9 protein-coding genes are annotated in these 18,818 nt (G+C 70.0%); 8 read left to right on the forward strand and 1 reads right to left on the reverse strand.

Annotation, left to right across the window (positions count from 1 at the left end):
* The 4 genes from AC5Y4Q_RS14730 to AC5Y4Q_RS14745 all read left to right on the forward strand — a co-directional run.
* The coding region (locus AC5Y4Q_RS14730) for an SDR family NAD(P)-dependent oxidoreductase (protein ID WP_499959442.1) at positions 1–3,056 on the forward strand (3,056 nt) is incomplete at its 5' end.
* Complete coding sequence (locus tag AC5Y4Q_RS14735; protein WP_499959444.1) at positions 3,056–8,473, forward strand: type I polyketide synthase; 5,418 nt, start codon at positions 3,056–3,058, stop codon at positions 8,471–8,473. The genes AC5Y4Q_RS14730 and AC5Y4Q_RS14735, both read left to right, overlap by 1 nt.
* Positions 8,470–12,870 (forward strand): type I polyketide synthase, encoded by a 4,401-nt coding sequence (locus AC5Y4Q_RS14740; protein WP_499959446.1) that lies wholly within the window; start codon positions 8,470–8,472, stop codon positions 12,868–12,870. The genes AC5Y4Q_RS14735 and AC5Y4Q_RS14740 overlap by 4 nt, the downstream gene beginning before the upstream one ends.
* A 19-nt stretch (positions 12,871–12,889) precedes the next feature.
* Positions 12,890–14,152: a phthiocerol/phthiodiolone dimycocerosyl transferase family protein gene (locus AC5Y4Q_RS14745; RefSeq protein WP_064920894.1), complete on the forward strand. Its 1,263-nt coding sequence runs from the start codon at positions 12,890–12,892 to the stop codon at positions 14,150–14,152.
* On the opposite strand, the gene AC5Y4Q_RS14750 is transcribed toward AC5Y4Q_RS14745, so the two are convergent.
* Positions 14,145–14,975, reverse strand: coding sequence for a class I SAM-dependent methyltransferase (locus AC5Y4Q_RS14750; protein WP_064920893.1), 831 nt, complete (start codon positions 14,973–14,975; stop codon positions 14,145–14,147). The genes AC5Y4Q_RS14745 and AC5Y4Q_RS14750 overlap by 8 nt on opposite strands.
* A 103-nt stretch (positions 14,976–15,078) precedes the next feature.
* Here AC5Y4Q_RS14750 and AC5Y4Q_RS14755 point away from each other — a divergent pair, with 103 nt between their 5' ends.
* From AC5Y4Q_RS14755 to AC5Y4Q_RS14770, 4 genes are all read left to right on the forward strand, one after another.
* A complete protein-coding gene (locus AC5Y4Q_RS14755; protein ID WP_109535607.1) occupies positions 15,079–15,777 on the forward strand; it encodes a flavodoxin family protein in 699 nt (232 codons plus the stop codon).
* 12 nt (positions 15,778–15,789) lie between these two features.
* Entirely contained in the window at positions 15,790–16,299 is a 510-nt protein-coding gene (locus tag AC5Y4Q_RS14760; RefSeq protein WP_064920892.1) for a DUF2505 domain-containing protein, read from the forward strand.
* Positions 16,296–17,024, forward strand: a complete 729-nt coding sequence (locus AC5Y4Q_RS14765) for a nitroreductase family protein (protein ID WP_064920891.1) — start codon at positions 16,296–16,298, stop codon at positions 17,022–17,024. The genes AC5Y4Q_RS14760 and AC5Y4Q_RS14765 overlap by 4 nt, the downstream gene beginning before the upstream one ends.
* Positions 17,025–17,178: 154 nt before the next feature.
* Complete coding sequence (locus AC5Y4Q_RS14770; RefSeq protein WP_499959450.1) at positions 17,179–18,765, forward strand: hypothetical protein; 1,587 nt, start codon at positions 17,179–17,181, stop codon at positions 18,763–18,765.
* The last annotated feature ends 53 nt before the right edge of the window (positions 18,766–18,818 follow it).

Consider the following 18,818-nt stretch of genomic DNA (forward strand, 5'->3'; position numbering starts at 1 on the left):
ATCTGGTGCCGGCGGCCCCGCAGATCCCGTTCATCTCCACGGTGGTCGACCCGGCCGGGCCGGCGCCGGTGCTCAACGGCGACTATTGGGCCAACAACGTGCGCCAGCCGGCACTGGTCACCCAGGCCATCACCGCCGCAGCACACGACCACGCCACGTTCATCGAGATCAGCCCGCACCCGCTGTTGACACACTCGATCATCGAGACGGTCGAGGCGGCCGCCGGCGAACCGGCCACGGTGGCGTCGACCTTGCGCAGGGGCGACGACGAAACCCTGAGCTTCCACCTTCAACTCGCCGAACTCGGCCTCGGCGCCAGCGGCAGCAAGGCCGGGGGCTTCGCCGAATTGCCCACCGCCCCATGGCAACACACCCAGCACTGGATCACCGCGCCGTCCCGTACCGGCCAGACACCCGACGTCCACCCGCTGCTCGGTGCGCACGTCGAGATGCTCACCGGCGGCGACCACATCTGGCAGACCGACCTGAGCGCCGAAGCGATGCCGTGGCTGGCCGAGCACCGGGTTCAGGACCAGGCGGTGCTGCCGGCGGCAGCCCTGATCGAGATGGCGTTGGCGGCGGGCAGCCAAGGCCTCGCCACGCCCGCCGCATCGATCTGCGTGACCGGCCTACAGATCGAGCAGCCACTGGTGCTCGACGGCGGGATGCAGGTCACCACCCAGCTCAGCGACGCCGATGCCCAGCCCCGGATCGAAATCCACGCCCGAGCTCGCGGTGAAGCCTGGTCGCGGTATGCGGTCGCCGAGATCAGCCCGGTGCAGCAGACGGTCGATGCGCCGCCGGGACGAACCGTGCTCACCCTGCCGGATGACGTCGCCACCCATCCGGCATACCAGCTGCACCCGGCGCTACTCGACGCCGCGCTGCGGCAACTGGCCGCCGCGATTCCCGACGCGGACGCCGGAGCCCTCGGTTATGCGCCGACGGCGGTGGGCGTGGTGCGGGTGTTCGCACCTGTCGGGCGCCAGGTGCGTTGCCATACCGAGGTGACCGCCGAGCCGAGCTCGGCCGATGACACCGTCGTCGGCCGCGTGGTGCTGACCGACGATGTGGGCACCACGCTGGCCGACCTCACCGGCATCGAACTGCGTCCGCTCGACCCCCGCTCGCTGCGGGTGCCGCTGGAGCAGAAGATCTTCGCCACCGAATGGATCACCTCCGACGCGCCGGAACCCTCCGCTGCCGCCGACGGCAGCTGGCTGCTGCTCGCGGAACCGGACGCCGACGCCGAGGGCCTGGCGGCGGCATTCGCCGCCCGGCTGGCCGCCCCGAACCGCAAGGTCGTCACCGGTCCGTTCGCCGACCAGCCGGCGCTGACCGAGGCGGTCGCGCAAGCCGGTGCCGATCCCGCGCACCCCCCGGCCGGCATCGTGGTGTTCCTCGGACGGCGGAGCCGCGATGTCGCCGACCCGCAGGCGCTGGCCCGTGCCCGCGACCTCATCTGGACGGCGTCGACCGCGGCCCGGGCGGCAGTCGAGGGCTGGGCGGGCGCACCGGGCGCGCGGCTGTGGCTGGTCAGCCGCGGCGGGCTGGCCGTCGGAGCCGCCGAACCGGGCGACCCGGCCATCGGTGCGCTCAAGGGTGTGGTCCGCACCTGGCGATTCCCCGGTGAACTGGCCCGGGTGCTGGCCGACGAACCGGACCTGGGTACGACCCTGGTCGACCTGGATGCCGACGAGGACCTCGACACCCTGGCCGACACCATGCTGGCCGAACTCGGCGCCCCGCTGCGCGACGACGTCATCGCCTGGCGTGGCCGGCAGCGCCGCACCGAACGACTCACCCGGGCGACGTTCGACGCAACCGGCGACACCGCGCAGGCCACGGTGCGCGCCGACGGCTCCTATCTGCTCACCGGCGGTCTCGGCGGGCTGGGCACCGTGGTGGCACGCTGGCTGGCGTCGCGCGGCGCCGGGCGGATCGTGCTCAACGGCCGCAGCGAGCCCTCGCCGCAGCAGCGCGCCGTACTCGACCAGCTGGCCGCGCAGACCGAGGTGGCCTTCGTCGCCGGTGACATCAGTTCGCCCGGGGTGGCGCAGCGCCTGGTCGCTGCCGCCGAGGAGACCGGCCGGCCCCTGCGCGGCGTCGTACACGCGGCCGGTGTGCTCGGCGACGGCCTCGTCACGGCGGTAACCCCGGAGAGCCTGGAGAGCGTCTGGGCGGCCAAGGCCGCCGGCGCGGCCCAGCTGCACGCCGCCACGGTGGACCGCCAGCTCGACTGGTGGGTGGGGTTCTCCTCGATGGCCGCCTTGCTGGGCCTGCCCGGCCAGCTGGGCTATGCCACCTCCAACGCCTGGCTCGACGCCCTGATGAGCTGGCGGCACGCGTCCGGCTTGCCGGCCACCGCCATCAACTGGGGCCAGTGGTCCGACGTGGGCCTGGGACGCTCGATGACACTGAGCGTGCTGGATCCGATCAGCCCCGACGAAGGTGTCGAGGCGCTGGACGCGGTGCTCGGCGCCGACTTCCCCCGGATCGGGGTGGGACGGCTGCGCATCGACCGTGCGGTGGCCACCTCACCGGAGTTCGGCGACCTGACCTTCTTCGAGGACCTGGTCGGTGCGGGCGCGACGCTCGGTGCCGCCGAGGCGGGTGGGCAGGCAACCAGCGGCACCGCAGACCCGTCGGCGGGCGCCCCGGACTGGTCGCAGATCCCCGCCGACAAGCGACGCGATGAGCTGGTGGTCAGGCTGCAGGCTATTCTTGCGCGCGAGCTCCGGACATCGGCGGCAGCGGTCGACGTGGACCAGCCGTTCCCGGAGATGGGCCTGGATTCGATGATCGCGATGACGGTCCTGAAAGAGACACAGCAGCTGGTGGGGGTGGATTTGTCGGCGTCAATGCTGTGGAATCACCCCAGCATTTCAGCTTTGGCGACGCATCTGGTGGGATTGCTGGCATCCCGGTACGCCCCACAGGACGACGCAGCCCAAGACGACGGTCATCTGACGTTCGACTCCTCCGGCGGTGTGCTGGACGAGTTGTTCGATCAGGTCGAGTCGGCATCGACCGGGAGCGAGAGCGGTAGTTTCTGATGACGACGATCTTCAACAGGATGTCGGCGATGGGTGCCGACAAGCGGGGGGCGCTCACCGAGCAGTTCGAGAAGGCGTCGCGGATCGCCGCCGCCGAACCGATCGCGGTGGTCGGGATCGGCTGCCGGTTCCCCGGCGACGCCTCGGGCCCGGAAGCCTACTGGGACCTGCTGGCGAACGGCCGCGACGCCATCACCGAAATCCCCCCGGACCGTTGGGATGCCGACGAGTACTACGACCCGGATCCGCTGGCGCCGGGTCGGATGTCATCGAAGTGGGGCGGGTTCATCTCCGATGTCGCCGGTTTCGACGCCGACTTCTTCGGGATCTCGCCGCGCGAGGCCGAGGCGATGGACCCCCAGCAGCGGCTGATGCTGGAGGTGGCCTGGGAGGCGCTCGAGCACGCCGGGATGTCTCCGGAACGACTCTCCGGCATCCGCTCTGCGGTGATGATGGGTGTGTATTACACCGAATACCAAGGGATTTCGGCTTCCAACCCGAACGCGATCGACGGTTACTCAGCCACCGGCAACGCCCACGCCGTCGCCGTCGGCCGGATCGCCTACCTGCTGGGCCTGCGCGGGCCGGCGGTCGCCATGGACTCGGCGTGCTCATCGTCGCTGGTCACCATCCACATGGCCTGCCAGAGCCTGCGGTTGCGCGAGAGCGACCTGGCGCTGGCCGGCGGGGTCAGCCTCATCCTGCGGCCGGAGACCCAGATCGCCATGGCCAAGTGGGGCATGCTGTCACCGCGCGGCCGGTGCCACACCTTCGATGCGGGGGCCGACGGGTTCGTCCGCGGCGAGGGCGCCGGGATCGTGGTGCTCAAGCGCCTCGCCGACGCCATCCGCGACGGTGACCGGGTGGTGGCGGTGGTGCGCGGTTCGGCGGTCAACTCCGACGGCAGGTCCAACGGGCTGACCGCGCCGAACACCATCGCCCAAAGTGACGCGATCACGCGTGCGCTGCGCAGCGCCGACGTCGCGGCGAGTTCGGTGAACCTCATCGAAACCCACGGCACCGGAACGGGTTTGGGCGACCCGATCGAATTCGAGGCGCTCGCGGAGGTGTACGGGCGCGGCGCTGACCGCTGCGCACTCGGTGCCGTCAAGACCAACATCGGCCACCTGGAGGCCGCCGCCGGCATCGCCGGATTCATCAAGGCCGCGCTGGCGGTGCAGCGGGGGCAGATCCCGCCGAACCTGCACTTCTCCAAGTGGAACCCGGCGATCGACCCGTCCCCGACGCGGCTGTTCGTCCCCACCGAGATGACACCCTGGCCGGCGGCCGAGGGCCCGCGCCGTGCCGCGGTGTCGTCGTTCGGGCTGGGCGGCACGAACGCGCACGTGGTGCTCGAGCAGGGCCCGGAGCCGGTCCCCGGCCCGGCTCCCTCCGATCCGGTGACCACGCTGGTGGTCTCGGGCAAAACCGAGCAGCGGGTGGCGGCCTGGGCCGCGACCCTCGCTGATTGGATGGCCGGCCCCGGCGCCGAGGTGCCGCTGGCCGATGTCGCCAACACCCTCAACTACCACCGCAGCCGCTACGCCAAGTTCGCCACCGTCTGCGCGCGCGACACCGAGCAGGCGATCGCCGGACTGCGGGCGGTCGCGGGCGGCTACCCGGCACCCGGGGTGGTCGGCACGCGCGCCGCCCGGGGCGGCAAGGGCACCGTGTTCTTGTACTCGGGCCAGGGGTCGCAGTGGGCCGGTATGGGCCGTCAACTGCTGGCCGACGAGCCGGCGTTCGCCGCCGCCGTCGATGAGCTGGAGCCGGACTTCGTGGCGCAGGTCGGGTTCTCGCTGCGTCAGGTCCTCGAATCCGGTGAGCCGGTGGTCGGCATCGACCGGATCCAGCCGGTGCTGGTGGGCATGCAGCTGGCGTTGACCGCGCTGTGGCGCTCCCACGGCGTCGAGCCGGACGCGGTGATCGGGCATTCGATGGGGGAGGTGGCCGCCGCGGTGGTGGCCGGTGCCCTGAGCCCGGCCGACGGCCTGAAGGTGATCGCCACCCGCTCGAAGCTGATGGCCCGGTTGAGCGGCCAGGGCGCGATGGCGCTGCTGGAACTCGATTCGGGCGCAGTCGAGGCGGCCATCGCCGAGCATCCCGACATCACCGTGGCGGTGTACGCCGCACTGCAACAGACCGTGATCGCCGGCCCGCCCGATCAGGTCGACGCGGTGGTCGCGGTGGTCGACGCCCAGGGCAAACTCGCCCGCCGCGTCGAGGTGGACGTGGCATCGCATCACCCCACCGTGGACCCGATCCTGGGCGAGCTGCGCATCGCGCTGGCCGATTTGGCGCCGACCGCCCCGAAGATCCCACTGATCAGCACCGTCGGCCAAACGGGCAGCGACACACCGGCTTTCGACGCCGACTACTGGGTGCACAACCTGCGCAACCCGGTGCGGTTCAGCCAGGCCGTCACCGCGGCCGCGGCCGGTCACGCCAGCTTCATCGAGGTCAGTCCGCACCCCCTGCTGTCGCACGCCATCAACGGGAACCTGGAGTCGGCGCGGCCTTCGGGCGATCACGTCGTGGCCGGCACCCTGCTGCGCGACCAGCCGGAGGCACTGAGCTTCCACACCAACCTGGCGACGGTGGCACCGCCGTCGGCCGACGCACCGCAACCCGACGGCGGTCGTGGGCGCGCCGACCTGCCGTCACGGCCCTGGCAGCATGTGCGGTACTGGGCGGGCGCAACCGCCGCCAACCGGCACTCGGCCGACGCGCATCCGTTGCTGGGCGTGCACGTCGAGCTGCCGGCCGGCCACGGCCACGTCTGGCAGGCCGACGTGGGCACCGACATCGTCGCGTGGATGGCGCATCACAAGGTGCACGGCCAGGTCGTGATGCCGGCCACCGGCTTCGCCGAGATGGCGCTGGCCGCGGCCGGCGAGGCCCTGGGACTGCCCCCGTCGGCGGTCGCCGTGGACCGCGTCGAGGTCGAACAGATGCTCCGCGTCGACGACCGGACCGAGGTGACGACTCGGCTGCTGCACGAGGGCGACGGTTCCGAGGAGCTGCGGGTCGAGATCCATTCCCGCGCGCCCGGCGGCACCTGGTCGCGCCACGCCGTCGCCCGGGCCGCGGCCGCGCAAGCGGCCACCCCGGCCGAGCGCCCGCCGGCCGCTGCCGGCGGCACGGCGCTGTCACCGGCGGACCTGTACACCGCGCTGCGCCGCACCGGTCTGCAGCACGGGCCGGCGTTCGCCGCGCTGACCCGGATCGTCCGCAAGCCCGGCGGCGCCTCCGAAGCCGAGATCGTGCTGCCCGACGAGGCCACCGCACACCGCAGCTACCGGATCCACCCGGTGATGCTCGACGCCGCGCTGCAGTGCCTGGCCGCCGCGCTGCCCGAGGAATCGCTGACCGGGTCGGGCGCCGGTTCCGAGGAAGCCACCTACCTTCCGGTCGCCGTGGAGACCATTAGGGTCTTCGGCGACGTGGGCCGGCGGGCCCGCGGCCACGCCGAGGTGGTGAGCCACGACGACGGCGGCATCCTGGGGCGGGTCACCCTGACCGACGAGACCGGGACGATCACCGCCGAACTCGGCGGGATCTACCTGCAGCGGGTGCAGCGCCGCACGGTGCCGCTGCCGCTGACCCAGAAGATCTTCGACACCGACTGGGTCGACGTTTCCGCGCCCGCCCAGCCCCCTGCCGCCGCCGACGGCAGCTGGCTAGTGTTGACCGACGGCTCCGAAGCCGAAACGTTCGCAGCGGATTTCGCGGCCCGGTTTGCCTCAGAGCGGCGCCGGGTGATCACCGCGGACCTGCGGAGTGAGCCCGCGGTGCGCGAGGCGTTCTCCCGGACCGCCGACGACCCGGACCTGCCCCCGGTCGGGGTGCTCGTCGTGCCTTCCGCCACCCCCTTCGACGAGACCCCGGGCGATGTAGCCGTTCGCGGCCGCGATCTGGCCTGGGCGGTCGCGTCGACGGTGCGCACCGTCGTCTCCGGCTGGCACGGCACCGCGCCCCGGCTGTGGCTGGTCGGCCGCAATGGTCTGACCGTGGGTGTCGACGAACCCGGCGACCCGTCGATCTGCGCCCTCAAGGGCCTGGTGCGGGTGCTGGCCTACGAGCATCCGGACCTGCACACCGGCGTGGTGGACCTGGATGCCTCGGCCGAGCCGGTGGCCGCGCTGATCACCGAGCTGGGCTTGGCGAGCACCGACGACGTGGTGGCCTGGCGTGGCGACAAGCGCTACGCCGAACGGCTCAAGCGGGCCACCCTGACCGCCACCGGCGCCCCGACCGTCCGGTCCGACGGGGCCTACGTGCTCACCGGCGGCCTGGGCGGCATCGGGCTGGTCGTCGCCCGGTGGCTGGTCGACCACGGCGCCGCGCGGATCGTGCTCAACAGCCGTTCCCAGCCGTCGGAGGCGCAGCGTGCCGTGCTCGCCGAGCTCGAACAACGGGCCCAGATCGCGGTCGTCTCCGGCGATCTCGCCGCGCCGGGGGTGGCCGAGAGCCTGGTTGCCGCCGCGGAGGAGAGCGGGCTGACGCTGCGCGGTGTCATCCACGGTGCCGCAGTCATCGACGACCAGATCGTGGTCGGCATCGACAAGGAGACCCTCGACCGGGTGTGGGCGCCCAAGGCCGCGGCGGCACTGCGCCTGCACGTCGCGACCGCCGGGAAGGAACTGGACTGGTGGGTCGGGTTCTCCTCGACCTCCTCGTTGCTGGGGGCGCCCGGTCAGGCGTCCTACGCCGCGGCCAGCGCCTGGCTGGACGGCCTGGTGGCGTGGCGGCGGGCGGCCGGGCTGCCGGCGATCACCATCAACTGGGGCCAGTGGTCCGGCGTCGGTGTCGCCCAGGAGCTCAAGTTCAGCGCGCTCGACCCGATCAACCCCGACGAGGGCATGGAGGCGCTGGAGGCGATCCTCGGCGGCGATCTGTCCCGGGTCGGGGTGGCGCGGCTGCGCCTGGACCGGGTGGCCGCGGCCTTCCCGGAACTGCAGCAACTCGGGTACTTCGCCACCCTGGCCGAAGAGCTCGACCTCGATGACGAGGACGACGACTGGCCGGGTCCGGACGGGCTCAAGCAGCTCGACGCCGCCGAGGCCGCCAAAGCGGTTGTGGCACGGTTGGGTTCGCGGATCATGGCCATCATGGGCTACCCGAAGGACAGTGCCATCGACCCTGCCCGTCCGCTGACCGAGCTCGGTATGGACTCGCTGATGGCGGTGCGTATCCGCAACACCGTCCGCGGCGACTTCGGGGTGGAGCCCCCGGTGGCGCTGCTGCTGCAGGGCGCCTCATTGACCGATCTGGCAGCCGACCTGACCCGCCAACTCGGCCTCGCTGCGCCGGAGAATGCAGACGGCGCCGGCGACGGTGTTCGGGGCCGGGCCCAGCAGCGTGCCGCGGCACGGCAACGGGCGGCGGCGCGGCGAAAAGTAGGAGACCGAACGTGAGCACCAACAATGAAGTGCCGGCCAATGCGATCGCGGTCGTGGGCATGTCCGGCCGGTTTCCCGGCGCCCGCACCCTGACGGCGTTCTGGGACAACCTGCGCAACGGCACCGAATCCATCGTCACGCTCTCCGAGGAGGAGCTGCGTGCCAATGGGGTGACCGACAAGGCGCTGGCCAACCACAACTACGTGCGCCGAGCCGCGCTGCTGGACGGTATCGAGGAGTTCGACGCGGGCTTTTTCGGGTTCACCCCGCTGGCCGCGCGCACCATGGACCCGCAGCACCGGCTGTTCCTGCAGACCGCCTGGCACGCCCTGGAGGACGCCGGCTACCGGCCCGGCGAGCTCGAGGGTTCGGTCGGCGTGTACGGCACCAGCACCACCAGCGGCTACCTGCTGCACAACCTGATGTCGCACTACGACCCGAACCTCATCCTCGGCCAGGGCGTCAGCTTCGACATGGTCAACCTGTCGCTGCAGAACGACAAGGACTACCTGGCCACCCGGGTGGCCCACCAGCTCAACCTGCGCGGGCCGGCCCTGTCGGTGCAGACGGCCTGCTCCTCGGCGCTGGTCGCGGTGCACCTGGCCTGCCAGAGCATCCTCAACGGCGAATGCGACATGGCGCTGGCCGGCGGCTCGTCGCTGCGTATCCCGCACCACGTCGGCTACTGGCACGAGCCGGGTTCGATGGTCTCGTCGACCGGGCATTGCCGGCCGTTCGACGTGCGGGCCGACGGCACCATCTTCGCCAGCGGTGTCGGCGTGGTGGTGCTCAAGTCGCTGGAGGCGGCCGTCGACGACGGTGACCGCATCCACGCGGTGATTCGCGGCTCGGCGCTGAACAACGACGGCGCCACCAAGATGACCTATGCCGCGCCCACCGCCGCCGGGCAGGCCGACGTGATCGCCGAAGCGCATGCGGTGTCCGAGGTCGACGCCGCCACCATCAGCTACATCGAATCGCACGGCACCGGCACACCGCTGGGCGATCCGATCGAAATCGAAGGCCTGCGACAGGCTTTCGCCGTCTCCGAGGAAGCGCGGCCCGGCCCCTGCTACGTGGGCTCGGTCAAGTCCAACATCGGGCACCTGGAGTCGGCGGCCGGCATCGCCAGCCTGATCAAGACCATCCTGTGCCTCAAGCACCGGGCGATCCCCGGCACCCTGCACTACACCAGCCCCAACCCGGAACTGCACCTGGACTCCGGGCCGTTCCGGATCCGCAGCGAGTACGGGCCGTGGGAAGCCGAAGGCATCCGGCGCGCCGGGGTCAGCTCATTCGGGGTGGGCGGCACCAATGCGCACGTCATCGTCGAGGAGTGGCCCGAGGACGGGTCAGACGAGTCCGCGGGCGCCGCACCCAAGCCCGGCCCCGAGGTGCTGCTGCTGTCGGCACGCACCGCCGAAGCGCTGACTCAGGGGCGCTCGGAGCTGGCGGCTGAGCTGTCCAGCACCGAGTCGCCGGACCTGCATGACGTGGCCTACACGCTGGCGGGCCGGCACCCGCACAACCTGCGACTGGCCGCGGTCGTCGCCGATCGCGCCGATGCGGCCACGGTGCTGGCCGCCGAAGAGAGCGAGAACGTCTTCATCGGCGAGGGCCTAGACGTTGCGGGCGACGCGACCGACCGGGTGGTGTTCCTGTTCCCGGGTCAGGGCGCCCAGCACATCGGCATGGCGCGCGGGCTGTACGACTCCGAACCGGTGTTCGCCGAGTACTTCGACCGTTGTGTCGCCGGATTCGACGCGGAGCTGGGCTTCGACCTGCGCGCGATGATCTTCGACGGCACCTCACGTGACCTGGAGCGCACGGACCGCACCCAGCCGGCGCTGTTCACCGTGGAGTACGCACTGGCCAAGCTGATCGAAAGTTACGGGGTGCGTCCGGCGGCGCTGGTGGGCCACAGCATCGGCGAATACGCCGCGGCCACCGTCGCCGGCGTCTTCGATCTCGACACCGCGATCAAAGTGGTGGCGATGCGGGCCCGGCTGATGCACGCCGCGCCCCGCGGCGTCATGGTGGCGGTGCCGCTGAGCCCCGACGCGGTCGGCACGTACTTGACCGGTGACGTCGACCTCGCCGCGGTCAACGATCCCGACGGCTGCGTGGTGGCCGGCAGCGAAGAGGCCATCCGCGAGTTCTCCGCGGCGCTCAAGCAGGCCGGGATCAATGCGCGCCGGGTGCGCACCTCGCACGCGTTCCACTCCCGCCTGATGGAGTCGATGATTCCGGAGTTCACCGGATTCCTGTCCCGCCAGACGCTGCACGAACCGAAGATCCCGCTGCTGTCGAACCTGACCGGCACTCACATGGCGGCCAGTGAGGCGACCAACCCGGCGACGTGGGCACGCAGTGTGCGGGCGACGGTGCGCTTCGCCGACGAGATCGACACGCTGCTGAACGAGCCGAACCGCGTTCTGGTGGAGGTCGGCCCCGGGGCCACCCTGACCGCTTCGGCGGCCCGCCACCCGAAGTTCGCCGGCGGGCACCGGACCGTCCGGCTGATGCGTCACCACGCCCAGAACCGCGACGACCGCGACGCCTTCTTGCTGGCGCTCGGCCAACTCTGGGCCGCCGGAATCGAGGTGGACTTCTCGCCGCTGCGCGGTGACTACCAGCCCAAGCGCGTCACGGTGCCGGGTTATCCGTTTGAGCGGCAACGGCATTGGCTGGAGCACAACGCCGGGGCCACCTGGGTCTCCGGCGGCGCCGCCGGCGCTCCGACCCCCAATGGGCAGGTTGGTGCCGATGGTGCCGGCGGCGCGGCCGGACCTTCGATGGAAGCGACACTGCAACGCATCTGGGCGGTCTGCCTGGGGGTCGGTTCGGTCGAGACCAACGCCAACTTCTTCGACATCGGTGGCGACTCGCTGGTCGCGATCAGCGTCGCGATGGCCGCCTCCCACGAGGGCCTGGACCTCACCCCGCAGGATCTCTACGACAACCCGACGGTGTCGGCGCTGGCCAAGGCGCTGACCGCCCGCTACGCCGCAGGGGGGCTGGCCCGCCAGTCACCCGGCTGTGATGTCGAGCACCCGCCCGTGCCGCCGAACATCACCTACTTCCTGGAGAACGGTGTTCGCGACCACGGTCATTGGCGGATCCCGCTGATCCTTCGGCTGCGTCCCGAGGTCTCGGTCGACGACGTCCGCTCCGTGCTCACCGCGGTGGTCAACCACCACGACGCCCTGCGGCTGCGGGTCACCGAACGGGCCGGCACCTGGGAGCAGCACATCGCCGAACCCGGCGACTTCGGGGAGATCAGCACGCATGCCCTGCCGGAGGGGCTGACCGCCGAGCACGACGCGGTGCGCACGATGCTGGCCGAACACATCCGCGAACAGGATCTGTCCACTGCGCCGCTGACCGCCCTGTACATCCGGGGCTCAGCGGGGGACGTGTGCTATCTGGGGCTGAGCCTGCATGCCATGGTCGGCGATGAGGCATCCCGCGACATCCTGCTGACCGACATCTTCACCGCGTTCGGCCAGCGTCTGGCGGGCAACGACATCGAGTTGGCGCCGGTCGGCGTCGGGTGGGCCGAATGGTCGCAGCGCTGCGCCGGGCTGGCCACCCACCCGGCGGTGGTGGAGAGCCGCGAATACTGGTTGCGGGCAACCAAATCCGCGACCCTGCGGCTGGGTGCAGAGGTCGCCGAACCGCCGGCGGCAGCCGACCTGTGCAAGCTCACGTCGGCGCTGGCGGCAGCCGACACCAGCGAGATCGACGACGCCCGCCGCCGGCTGCGGCTGCCGATCAACGAGATCCTGTTGGCCGGGCTGAGCCGGGCGGTGGCCTCGGCCGTCGGCGAGGGCACCGTGGCCGTCGACATGGGGGGAGCGGGCCGTTCGGTGCTCAAGCCCGACGTCGACCTGCGGCGCACCGTGGGGTGGTTCACCACGGTGTACCCGGTCGCGCTGAGCTGCTCCACCGACGCGACGGCAGGCGCGCGTCAGCTGCTGGACGAAATCCACGAAACCCTGGGCGGTGTACCGCATTACGGGATCGGCTACGGCCTGCTGCGTTACGTCTACGCCCCGACCGCACGCCTGTTCGGATCGGTCGCCCCGGCTGACATCCACTTCTCCTACGTCGGGGCGATCCCCGAGCTGCCGTCGGCGGGGGATGCACCGGTGCAGTTCGACCCCGACATCGCCATGCCGGTGCGCGAGGCGCTTCCGGGCCTGGGACACGCGCTGGAGCTGCGGGCCTACCGCACCGCCGGTGTGCTGCACCTGGACTGGTGGTATGACAGCCGCCGGATCGAGGAGTCTGTGGTGCGCGGGATCGTCGACGGCTTCTCGACGGCGGTGATGGAGCTGGTCCGCGAAGCCATCGCCGAAGACGAGGTGGAATCCGCTGACGACGAGATGGCCCTGGTCGAGCTGTCGTAGGTGAGGAGAGAACCGGAAAGTGTTTGCCACGTCGGTCATTCGGAAGCTGGCGATCAGCGAGGAAATGCTCGCCGAGACCCATAATTTCGTGGGCCTGGCCGCGCACGTCACCGGTCCGGTCGACCTCGACCTGCTCTCGGAGGCCTATGAGGCGCTGCTGGAGGCGCACCCGATCCTCACCGGGCGCTTGGAGCGGCTGCCCGACGGCCGGCATCAGTTCGTCACCGACGATCTGATGCCCGACGGCATCGAGGTGATCGAACTCGCTCACCCCGACGCCGAACCGCCCGCCCCGCACTTCGATCAGACCGAGTCACTGGTCGCGCTACGGGTGGTCATCAGAGACGGGCAAGCGCAGCCGACGCTGTATGTGCACCACGCCGTCGCCGACGGCCACCACATGTACGCGCTGATCGAGGAGATGCTGTCCTTCTACACCGATCTGGTCACCACCGGACGCATCGGTGCGATCAACGTCGAGCCCGCACCGCAGTCGATCGAGGCGGTGCTGGCCGACCGGGGCATCGAGAAGCAGCAGCGGTCCGGGATCGAGCGGTTCATGCCGGCGCTGTTCGCCTATGACCTTCCGCCCACCCGCCGGGCCGTCGCCGACCAGACCCCGTCGTCGCCGGTACGGGTCCCGATGGCGTCATGCCGGCTGACCGAAAGCCAGACCAACGATGTGGTCGCGTTCGGGCGGGCCCACGACCTGAGCCTGCACGCCGTGCTCTCGGCGGCGGTCCTGATGGCCGAATGGCAGCTGCGCGGCAAACTGAGCATCCCGGTGCCCTACGTCTACACCGTCGACTTGCGATACTTTCTGTCACCACCGGTTTCGGCGACCGGCTGCACCAACCCGATCGGGTTGGCCACCTACCTCGCCGAGATCGACGCCAAGACCGATCTGGTCGAGATGGCCCGCGACATCGCCGAGAACTTCCAGAAGGACCTCGATGAGGGCGTCATCCAGCAGTCCCGGCTGCACTTCAGCCCCCAGTACGTCGGGAACCCGCCGGGCCTGCCGGACGTCGTGGTGTTGAGCAACAACGGTCTGGTTCCGCCGGTGCGCACCCCACCCGGGGTGGAGGTGACCACCACTCACGGCGAGCTGTACTTCGCGGTGAGCGCCGGCATCGACATCTACTTCACCCAGATCTTCGCCGGACAGCTCAACATCGAATACCACTCGCATGGACCCGAGCCGGAGCGCTCGGTGGAGGCCATCCGCGCGCTGCTGTGCGGCATCGCCGAGCAGCATGCCGCCGCGGCCGGCGTCAGCTGAGGCGGCCGAAAGCGTAGCGGTGGTACTGCAGCATTCCGCGCAGCGGCGGGACCACGCGGACCACCCGGCTGGATCGCCGGAACCCGGCCGGCACCCGGCTGAAGGTCTCCGCGTCGAAAAGGTTGGCAGCGGCCAACAGTCGGATACCGGTGACCTTGTCGAGAATGTCGCCGGGGCTGTTGACCGCCCAGTGCAGCGTGGCACCGGACTGCCGCTGCAGTCGGTGGGTCTTCTGCGACTTGATCCCGAACCAGTTGTAGAAGTCGATCTGCAGTTCGCCGGCCCCGAAGCGGTCGACCACACTCTGCAACAACGCCACACCGTCGGCTTCGGTCAGGTACATGCTGATCCCCTCGGCCAGCAACAGCACGGGGCGGTCGGTGGGGATCTCGTCCAGCCAGGACGGGTCGGTCGCCGAGGTAGCCATCAGGTGATAGCCCGGGCGGCCGGGATAGATCTGCTCACGCAACGCGATCACCGGCGGCTGGTCCACGTCGTACCAGGCCACTTCCGGGCCCGGATCGATCCGGAAAACGCGGGCGTCCAGGCCGCAGCCCAGGTGGATGACGGTGGCCTGCGGGTGCGCGGCCAGGAACTGGCGCGCCCAGATGTCGTACTGGGCGGTGCGCACCGTCACCAGGGGCGCCCACCGGCCGGGGGCTTTGAGTGCGTCCCAATCGAAGTCGATGCGCTCGACCGCCTCCTTGGCGAACCGGTCACCGAGCACCGGCGAGTCGAAGTCGGCGTCGAGGGCCTTGAGGTACAGCGTCGTCAACATGGTCGCCGCGGCACCGTGCAGGTCGACGGGGATCTTGTCTGCCACGTCGGCGAGCCTAATACGCTTGGCGGACACTCGATGCACCGCACGGTCGAACCCGGCGGTTCAGCGAGGCTCGACGCAGGAGAGCCGAAGCCGGGGCCGCCGCATGAACCAGGAGGCACACATGACGGATGAGAATACCGCGGGCGGCGGGACCGCGCCGCGGATCTTGTTGCTCTACTACAGCTTCACCGGGCAGGCGCGTAAGGTGCTCGATACCGCCGGTGAGGTGTTCACCGAGCGTGGTTGCGAGGTGGTCGAGGCCGGTATCGAGTTCACCGATCCCCGCTACGCGCCGCGGTTCTCGCGGTTCCCGATGCGGCGGGTGTGGCCGGACATGCTCAGCGTGCTCAAACCCCAGCAGCGGGGCGAGACCGGGGCGATCCGCATTCCCGATGCGGTGCGCGACGGCGACTATGACCTCATCTGCATCGGTTCGCCGACGTGGTGGAAGGCGCCGGCCATGCCGATCCGGTCGTTCCTGCAAACCGATGAGGCGCGAAAGCTGTTGGACGGCAAGCCGTTCGCGGTGTTCACTGTGTGTCGCGAGTATTGGCAGGAGAACTACGCCGAGGTGGCCCGGCTGGGGGAGCAGTGCGGTGGCCGCTACACCGACGAGATCCATTTCACCTATCCCGGCGATCCGCTGCGCTCGATGCTGTCGTTGACCAGCTACCTGGGCAGCGGACGCTACCGCAAGCGCTACCTGGGTCTGCGCCTGCCGCCCACCAACGTCCAACCCGAGCAGCTGGACCGGGTCCGCACGTTCGCCGCGGGCCTGGCGAGCCGCTTGTTCGGAAAGTAGAGAAAGGCACCGATGCCCCGTTCCTTCGAGATCGTGTTCGAGTCACCCGCGAGTGTCGAGCAGGTGCATTCCGCATTCGGCTCGCGCGACTACTGGCTGGCGCGAATCGACGCCTTCGAGGGCGAGAAGACCCTGGACTCGCTGACCGTCGACCCGGACGGCGTGGTGCACGTCGTGGTCACTGAGGACCTGCGGCACGGGGCACTGCCGGGGATCCTGACCAAGGTCTACCGCGGCGACCTCAACATCGTCACCACCGAAGTCTGGACCCCCACCGGTGACGGCCGGGTCAACGGCGACATCGATGTCGCGGTGATCGGCGCGCCGGGCCGCGGCAGCGGCACCGCGGTGCTGCAACCGGCCGGCAGTGGTTCGCGGATGGACCTCACCGGGACCGTCGAGTTCAAGATCCCGCTGGTGGGTGGGCCCATCGAAAGCTTCCTGGCCAAGGAGTTCGCCCAGGGCATCCCGGAGATCCAGCGGTTCACCGCGGAGTGGCTGAGCGGCGGGGCCGGAAAATGAGCAGGCCGGACACACCGCGGTTCACCCCCACACACGTGCCCGATCCGGCCGAGGCGCTGGCCCGCCTCGACATGCCCCTGGCCGAGGCGATGATGACCCAGCGCGCGGTCCGGCGGGTCTACTCGGAGCCGGTCGACGATGCCGTGGTGCTCAAGTGCATCGAACTGGCGCTGCGGGCCCCCACCGGCAACGACGGCCAGAACTGGGAGTTCATCGTGGTGCGGGACCGCCGCGTCAAGGAAGAGCTGGCCAAGCGTTACCGGCAGGCGTGGAAGATCCAGCGCGGGGTGGTGCTGCGGCGCAAGCTCAAGACCGACGCGTCGATCGCCGGCATCGCGCGTGCGATGGAATGGCAGATCGACCACTTCGCCGAGATCCCGGTGCTGGTCGTGGCCTGCCTGCGGCTGGGCGCCCGGGAGGGGCGGCTCCCGGTGGTGCGGATGCCGCACATCGCGGAGTCGGCGTACTGGGGGTCGATCTACCCCAGTGTGCAGAATCTGCTGCTGGCGGCCCGTGCCATGGGGCTGGGCGCCTCACTGATCACGCTGCCGCTGTGGAGTCAGCGGGCAGCGCGGCGCATCCTGGGTCTGCCGCATGCGGTCACGCCGTGCTGCATCGTGCCGCTGGGCTGGCCGCGTGGACGTTACGGTCCCACCACCCGGCGGCCGGTCGGCGAGGTGGTGCATCTGGACGGCTATGGCAACCGCGCCTGGCTGCCAAAATGATCCATTTTGGATGAAAACCCGCAGCGCAGGGGTGCAAAAGTTTTACGCTAGCGAAAAAAGATGACGAACGCTTGTAAAAAGTCGTCTGGGCGTACCGCGTGGGTGTAGATTCGGCCGGTCTTGTGTAGCGCAATGGCCGGGGGGACTCATGTACATGCCGAAACACTCATCGGACGCCAAGGTCGCCGCGTTGGCCGCGGCCGGCGTCCTCACCGCGGCGCTGGCCGCGCCGGTGCCGACCTCGCCGGGGATGTCTGCCGTCGAGCGCGAGCTGCTGCTGGTCAGTGGCGCGGACTCGTTGCTCAACGTTCCGCTGAACCTCTTCCAGGCACTGGTCAACGTGCCCAGCACCGAGATCGGGGCGATGACCATCCTGGGCAACTCGCTGATCTACAGCGGGAACTGGTGGTCGCCGAGCGCCACCAATATCTGGGGGGAGGACCCGGGCGACCCGGGGCACTTCATGGGCATCGTCGACATGATGTTCCCGTTCCCCCAGATCTCCGGGCAGGGCAGCCCAGAACCGGGAGCGCCCGGGTTCAGCTGGGACGACGCCGCCGCCGGACACCTGGGCCTGGGGCAGCAGCTCACCCTGCTCGCCGACGCCGAGATCCCGACCAGCGCGTCCAGCGACGCCGACTACAGTGCGCCGCTGCTGCCGTCGACCGAGATCACCGGCTCCTCTTTCTTCGACCACAACGCCTGGTTCTTCGCCGCACTCTCCGGCCTGCAGCCCTACCCACTGTTCCAGCATTGGTTCCAGGTGCCGCTGTCAGACCTGTTCAGCGGCTACACCTTTCCCACCGTGATCAACCCGGCGATGGGAATCGGAACCGACAGCGCGGGAAACCCCGACGGCTCGGTGCCCAGTGACCCCGTCCTCGGCTTCGTGGGCACCCACCCGGCGACCCCGGATGACATCGCCAACCTGCCTCAGGACGCCGCGACCCAGTCGCAGGGGATTCACGTCGTCCCCGGGACCGACGACGTTGTCAACGGCAATGGCAACCCGGTCAACCTGATGCCGTGGTCCAACGAGACGTTCAAGCTGGACCCGCTGTACCCGTTCCAGAACTTCTGGAACAGCCTCCAGGCGCCGGTCGACCTGAACACCTATGCCAGCGGCTTCCAGATCCCCACGCTCGAAGAGTTGGGCCGGGCGCTGCAGACGCTGGCCGCGGGCCAGATCATCGCCTTCGACCCGTCGTCGCCCGGAGACCCGTTCTGCGGCACCACCTGTCTGGCGAATCCGTCGGCGACGCCGTTGGCACTGGTGACCGAGCTGGACAGGCTGTGGCCGGGCAACCCTTATATAGAGGACTGGCTGACCCGGGCCAATGCGGACAACCCGCTGAACGCGTACTACGGAATGGCCAACGGTCCGACACCGCACCAAGTGGACGTCAACGACGCGTTGTCACAGTCCCTGCAGCAGTGGTTCGACGTGGGCAACCCGTCGCCGGATGACCCGCCGGCCAACGTCGACACCCCGATCTCGTTCTCGCCGTCGCCGGCGATGCAGCAGCTCATCGACCTGATGCAGCAGTCGGGGGTTCAGCAGTTCTTTGCGGACTGGGCGCAGGTGGCCGGCTATCAGCCGGTGGACTTCGCCGACCTCAGCCCGGTGCTCGGGGCCGCTACCGACAGCGGCGACGTCGGTAGTTCCGCCGTCGGGACCGCGGACGGGTTCACCGGTCTGCTCGACGCCATCGGCTTGGGCGACCTGAGCGGGCTGCTCTAGACCGGTGTACTGCCCGACCCAAAAACAGCCGATGACAACGATGAAGTGCTACT

The sequence above is a fragment of the Mycobacterium sp. NGS16 genome, assembly GCF_059813225.1.